This window comes from Paracerasibacillus soli, assembly GCF_042432965.1.
GTDB classification, from domain to species: Bacteria; Bacillota; Bacilli; order Bacillales; family Amphibacillaceae; genus Paracerasibacillus; species Paracerasibacillus soli.
In genome coordinates, this window is the sequence record NZ_JBHLWL010000040.1 from 276,072 (window position 1) to 282,128 (window position 6,057).

Annotated in this window: 7 protein-coding genes; 3 read left to right on the forward strand and 4 right to left on the reverse strand. The window is 35.5% G+C overall.

Annotated features, from left to right (window positions below):
* Together ACFFIS_RS12480 and ACFFIS_RS12485 are read right to left on the reverse strand one after the other, a co-directional pair.
* Positions 1-636, reverse strand: a 636-nt coding sequence (locus tag ACFFIS_RS12480) for a hypothetical protein (RefSeq protein WP_390187845.1), incomplete at its 3' end; no start/stop codon positions are given.
* Between the two features lie 84 nt (positions 637-720).
* Positions 721-1,029 carry a hypothetical protein gene (locus tag ACFFIS_RS12485; protein ID WP_320378673.1) on the reverse strand — a complete coding sequence of 103 codons (309 nt, stop codon included), beginning with the start codon at positions 1,027-1,029 and terminating at the stop codon, positions 721-723.
* Between the two features lie 177 nt (positions 1,030-1,206).
* On the opposite strand from ACFFIS_RS12485, the gene ACFFIS_RS12490 reads away from it, so the two are divergent.
* The gene (locus tag ACFFIS_RS12490) at positions 1,207-1,746 is read left to right on the forward strand and encodes a hypothetical protein (RefSeq protein ID WP_390187846.1); all 540 of its coding nucleotides are present in this window, start codon (positions 1,207-1,209) and stop codon (positions 1,744-1,746) included.
* Between the two features lie 297 nt (positions 1,747-2,043).
* Here the strand turns inward: ACFFIS_RS12490 and ACFFIS_RS12495 are convergent, their stop codons facing one another.
* Positions 2,044-3,276, reverse strand: a complete 1,233-nt coding sequence (locus ACFFIS_RS12495) for an ABC transporter permease (protein WP_320378671.1) — start codon at positions 3,274-3,276, stop codon at positions 2,044-2,046.
* A gap of 76 nt (positions 3,277-3,352) precedes the next feature.
* Positions 3,353-3,643 carry a hypothetical protein gene (locus ACFFIS_RS12500; RefSeq protein WP_320378670.1) on the reverse strand — a complete coding sequence of 97 codons (291 nt, stop codon included), beginning with the start codon at positions 3,641-3,643 and terminating at the stop codon, positions 3,353-3,355.
* Between the two features lie 177 nt (positions 3,644-3,820).
* Here ACFFIS_RS12500 and ACFFIS_RS12505 point away from each other — a divergent pair, with 177 nt between their 5' ends.
* Both ACFFIS_RS12505 and ACFFIS_RS12510 read left to right on the forward strand, forming a co-directional pair.
* A complete protein-coding gene (locus tag ACFFIS_RS12505; protein ID WP_390187848.1) occupies positions 3,821-4,363 on the forward strand; it encodes a hypothetical protein in 543 nt (180 codons plus the stop codon).
* A gap of 712 nt (positions 4,364-5,075) precedes the next feature.
* A partial coding sequence (locus tag ACFFIS_RS12510; protein WP_390187851.1) for an ABC transporter ATP-binding protein occupies positions 5,076-6,057 on the forward strand: 982 nt, incomplete at its 3' end.

The window sequence follows — 6,057 nt, forward strand, 5'->3', positions numbered from 1 at the left end:
ACCAGCACCAATGATTCCAAAACCTAATGAAAATAACAAATAGAGAAAGTATACTGCAGAGGACGAGTGGATATTGTTAAAATTTCGTATCGCTTCTTCCATTTCGGGCAGCTCAAAAACCTCGTCGTGGATTGTTAATTCTGAAAATTGGTGAATGGGAAACACTGGTTGAAGCCCGTGTTCTTTGATAAATTTATTCCGTTCATAATAAACAGACATCGTAAAATCTGTAGGCCATGTGTATATATTTGTCGCTCCGTCCATCTTGTATCTGTTAAACCATTGTTCTCCACTAGCTATTTCAAAATCTAATAATGTGTCCCAATCATGGGCTAAAGCAGCTGCTCTCTTTGTTTCATTTTCCTCGATAATATTTAGGTAATGAGCAATTTCAGCTTCCGTTGTGTGAGAATCCTTTTCAATTTCCCCCGCATCGATTGCCGCCTCAAGTTCGTCTAACCCGCGTTTTGTATTTGTAATATGAAAATCTGCTTCCGCTACTATGTCATCTACTCGCTCTGTTTGCATATAATGATATATATAATAACTACAAATAAATAAAGCAAGTATCACCAGCATGAAAAGAAAATATGTGGATTTAATCAGTTTTTTAATTTCAAATAAGATGAGTCTCATGAGAATACCTCCAAAAGATACACTTGGAGGGGATGGTAGTTAAAAATCCATCCCTCCCCCATACTTATATCATAGCATTTGATTTTATTTATTTTGACCTTGTGCCGGAGCAATAGGACATGTACCTGAGCACGAAACTACTCCACGATAGATTGCTAGAATAAAATCACCAGTAGATTGGTAGCCTTGTAAAGTTAGTCTTCCTGTCCAACCATTTGTATTGTGTGTAATATACTTTGGAGGAATTGTTCCTAGACTATACTGTTTATATACTGTTATAGTTCTTGATTGTGCAGCTTCTACATCTTCACCATTTGTTGAGGCACCTATTGTTAATGGTGTTCCAAATAAGAGTAAGCTAAAAACAAGCATTGCACCTAGATATTTACGCATAAATACCACCTCCCTTCTTTTGAAGTTGCTGTTTATACTAGATGTAGCTCCTTAATAACTATATTCAACATTCACTTGCAAATTCCTGCAACAGTCACAAAAAATTGAAAATTATTATTTTAATTTGAAAACTCTTATCGGCAATGTTAGACTATTTTAAAAAGGGGGATAATTAATATGAAACGTTTAGTCAGGCTTTTATTACTTGCATGCCTGCTTCCACTTGTTGGTTGTACAAAAACAGATGTAAAACCAGAACCAAAAGATACAAATGAAGAAAAGGACGTATCCTCTTGGCAAGAAACACCACCCGATTTATACCTGTTAAGTAGAGCCGCGGAAACCAGTTATATGGCTTCTTCCAATGGCCATTGTTGGGGATTGGATGAGCAAGGAAATCCATGTTTAGCATATCCAGATGATCCTTGGGATGCAACATTGGGTAACTATACCTTCCAGGTTGCTACGAAAACAAGAGTACCAGTTACTTTTAATAATTTTTCGTTGCCCAATCCTGACGAAGTAATCTTCACGCAATATCGATACAAGGATAAGGTTGGGGAAAATGTCGAATACGTTCAAAATGGCGCCAACTTTTTTGATTTTATTTCACCTGAAGAAGCAGGAGTTTATTATTATGTCTTTTATTTTAAGTGGGATGATGAGGTTAAAGGTGAAGCGTATTATGCCATGAAAGTTAATGTAAAGGAACGATGATGAGTTAGAGATTTACTATGCTCGGAAACTACCATTAAAATTCATACGGCAGCAATGGGAGGGACTATATAGAGGGAGGATACTAATGAAACGTTTAAGCACGGTTTTATTACTTGCATGCCTGCTTCTATTAGCTGGTACACAAAAACAGAAATAAAACCAGAACCAAAAGATACAAAATGTAGATTAAGGGTGTGGTGTTTCGATGTGAAAATGTACTCCTTTTAAAACCCACTCTTTTTTATATTTTTTCTTGAGACTCTTCACTTCTACAATCATGTTACCACTCCCTCCCTTTTATTGGGCATGTCGCCTCGACATAAAATACGTAACGAGTAAAACAACAACACTAGCTAAACCAAGTACCCAATAGCCATTATAAATCGATAGTTCAAAGTTATTTTGCAGGACCGCAACTTCCATGGAGACGATATCTGCCACATGAAAATACGTAAACGGATTAAAAGCTGCAAAATTTGTTTGCACAAATTGCCCACTTAATTGGACACCTATAAATAGAAAGGCAACTGTTAGACCTATGGCTATTGCCGTACGTTTTGTCAAATATGAAAAGAAAAATAAGCATGCATAACAAAACAAAAGCACCAGATAAAATAAACTTGCTGCTAAAACGATAAATTGCCACATCGGCATAAAATGAAATGCCATCTCTGGTTCATAAATTAATACAGGATATTGTAATTCACCAAATCGATCAAAGGTGGTTCCTAATAATAATGAAAATCCAGCGACACTAATTAATATACATAGGGTAATGAGACTTAACGATATGTACTTACTTATAAATACATTGCCTCTACGCGTTGGTTGTGTATAAAGTAAATAAAGTGAACCATTCCTTCCTATCCCCTCTTTTGTAAGGATGTCACCAAATAAAAATAAGAAAAAGCCAGCACCAATGATTCCAAAACCTAATGAAAATAACAAATAGAGAAAGTACACCGCAGAGGATGAGTGGATTTTGTCGCGCTCCTTATCCTTCTCGATTTCGGGCGGTTCAAAAACTTCATCATAGATCGTTACTTGTGAAAATAGATAAATAGGAAACACTGGTTGAAGCCCGTGTTCTTTTATAAATTTATTCCGTTCAAAATAAACAGACATCGTAAAATCTGTAGGCCATATGTAATTATTTGTCAATCCGGTCTTAAACCATTGTTCTCCACCAGCTATTTCAAAATCTAATAATGTGTCCCAATCATGGGCTAAAGCAGCTGCTTTCTTTGTTTCATTTTCCTCCATAATATTTTGGTAATGAGCAATATCAGATTGGACTTTAGGGGAATCCTTTTTGATTTCTCCTGCCTCTATTGCTGCATCTATTTCGTCTAACCCGCGTTTTGTGTTTGTAATAAAAATTTCTGCATCCGCTACAATGTCATCTACTCGCACTGTTTGCATATAATTATATATATAATAACTACAAATAAATAAAGCAAGTATCACTAGCATGAAAAGAAAATATGTGGATGTAATCAGTTTTTTAATTTCGAATAAAATGAGTTTCATGGGAATACCTCCATAAAGGGTACATAGGGGATGAAAGATTAACTTTATCCCCTTCATTACATTTATTTTTTTGATACTATGGGCCAATGGGACATGTACCTGTACACGAAACTACTCCTTTATAAATAGCTTCAATATAACCATCCTTAGGTCCATAGCGTTCTAAGGTCAGCCTACCTACCCACCCACCTTTATTGTACATAAAATAAGTTGGTGGAATTGTGCCTAGACTATATTTATTAGTAACTTTTATTGTTCTAGATGATGTATTTTCTACACCTTCACCATTTGTTGCGGCACCGATTGTTAATGGTGTTCCAAATAAGAGTAAGCTAAAAACAAGCATAGCACCTACATATTTACGCATAAAAACCACCTCCCTTCTTTTGAAGTTGGTGTTTATACTAGATGTAGCTCCTTAATAACTATATTCAACATTCACTTGCAAATTCCTGCAATAGTTAATGGGAAATTATACAATTCTTTTTATTTTGAAAAATCACACCAAGGTGTTAGACTATTTTAAAAAAGGGGGATGAATGATATGAAACGATTAGCAGTGCTTTTATTACTTGCATGCCTGCTTCCACTTGTTGGTTGTATAAAAACAGATGTAAAACCAGAACCAAAAGACACAAATGAAGATAAGGGCGTATCTTCTTGGCAAGAACCACCACCCCGTTTATCCCTGTTAAGTAGAGATGATGATACAAGTTATGGGGCTACTTTAAGTGACTATTGTTGGGGATTGGATGAAGAAGGAAAACCATGTAAAGCATATCCCGATGATCCATGGGATGCCACAATGGGTAACTATACCTTACGAGTTGCTACGAAAACAAGAGTACCAGTTACTTTTAATAACTTTTCGTTACCTAATCCTGACGAAGTAATCTTCAGGCAATATCGATATAAGGATAAGGTTGGGGAAAATGTCGAATACGTTCAAAATGGCGTCAACTTTTTTGATTTTATTTCACCTGAAGAAGCAGGAGTTTATTATTATGTCTTTTATTTTAAGTGGGATGATGAGGAGGTTAAAGGTGAAGCGTATTATGCCATGAAACTTAGTGTAAGTGAACGATGAGGTATGCTCAGATACTACCATTAAAATTCGTACGCAACACATTTTTTTAAATGTGAGGATACTAATGAAACGATTAGCAGTGCTTTTATTACCTGCATGGTTGCTTTTAATAGTTAGTTACACAAAAACAGATGTAAACTTCTTCTTGATAGAAAACACCTTCTGGTTTATCGATTGACCTAAAAGGGGAAAATGATGGCAGTCTATTGCCCCTCATGCTAAATCTATCGATATGGCACAAGCCGTAATCACTGCAATTACTTCCCAAAGTTTCTCATCTTGTGCCCACCCCAAAACTTGACTATACATTTTTAAAACTACCAAACTTACGGAGATTAAATCAATCCGTTATCATTGTACTTTTCTACTATTTATTTCAACTATAAAAATAATAACTTCATTCTCCATCGGCGAAAAGCATAATCTCACCTTATTCACCCGGGGTTTATTTTATAAAATTCAACCTTGACAAAAGAGTCTGACTTATTTAATATCTATAATAAGCAACGATTGTTCAATAAATGTATAGCTAAAACCAATAGATTTTTTCCTTCCACAAATTCCAAATATATTTAATTACTATTACGTACATCACGTCTTTACATAAATATCAATATTAATCTAGCGCGGCTTCTTTCTTTATTACAATAACTTTTTCATCTAGGTTACTTCATTATATCAATTTTATACTTTTAAGAATGGAGTGGTATCTATGACCAAACAACCAATTTTAGATGTTGATCAACTCAAAACGTACTTCTATTTAGAAGATAAAAAGGTCGCTAAAGCAGTTGATAATATTTCTTTTTCAATTTTTCCTGGAGAAACAGTTGCCCTGGTCGGTGAATCTGGTAGTGGAAAAAGTATCACTGCCCTATCTATCATGCAGCTCATTAATAAACCCGGTCGAATTGTAGATGGAACCATTTTAATGAACGGAGATGAATTACTTCAATTTTCCACAAAGCAAATGACTAAAGTCCGTGGAAAGAATATTGCAATGATATTTCAGGAACCGATGACTGCCCTTAATCCTGTATATACTGTAGGAAATCAAATTTCTGAAATGCTTCGCAAACATAAGAAATTACACAAAAAAGATGCACGCAAGCAATCCATTAAACTATTACAAACAGTAGGAATTCCACGTGCTGACGAAGTTATAGATGAATATCCCCATCAACTTTCAGGAGGTATGAGGCAACGAGTTATGATTGCAATGGCTATTTCATGTGAACCTAAATTACTTATTGCAGACGAACCTACAACAGCACTTGATGTAACCATACAAGCACAAATTTTAGACTTACTAGTAGAAATGCGAGAAAAATTCCAAATGGCATTATTGCTCATTACACATGACTTAGGTGTTGTGTCTGAATATGCTGATCGTGTCATGGTCATGTATGGTGGCCAAATCGTAGAAGAAGCACCAACAAGAGAACTATTACAAAATCCGGAACACCCTTACACAAAAGGATTATTGGCAAGTATTCCAAATATGCAAGACGATGTTGATAGATTAGGTTCTATTAAGGGAACCGTTCCGCCTGCCTTTGATTTTCCTAAAGGTTGTCGTTTTTCAACACGCTGTCCATTTGTAATGGAAAGGTGTAATCACTCGAACCCAGATTTAAAAGAAATCAACTCTATTCATTCAGTCCGTTGTTATCTACATGAATCTGGGGGGGGGG

What these genes read in the sequence shown, in the direction of transcription:
- ACFFIS_RS12490 (WP_390187846.1), top strand. Translation starts at nt 1,207, where the DNA reads ATGAAACGTTTAGTCAGGCTTTTATTACTTGCATGCCTGCTTCCACTT.
- ACFFIS_RS12500 (WP_320378670.1), bottom strand. Translation starts at nt 3,643, where the DNA reads ATGCGTAAATATGTAGGTGCTATGCTTGTTTTTAGCTTACTCTTATTT.
- ACFFIS_RS12495 (WP_320378671.1), bottom strand. Translation starts at nt 3,276, where the DNA reads ATGAAACTCATTTTATTCGAAATTAAAAAACTGATTACATCCACATAT.
- ACFFIS_RS12505 (WP_390187848.1), top strand. Translation starts at nt 3,821, where the DNA reads ATGAAACGATTAGCAGTGCTTTTATTACTTGCATGCCTGCTTCCACTT.
- ACFFIS_RS12485 (WP_320378673.1), bottom strand. Translation starts at nt 1,029, where the DNA reads ATGCGTAAATATCTAGGTGCAATGCTTGTTTTTAGCTTACTCTTATTT.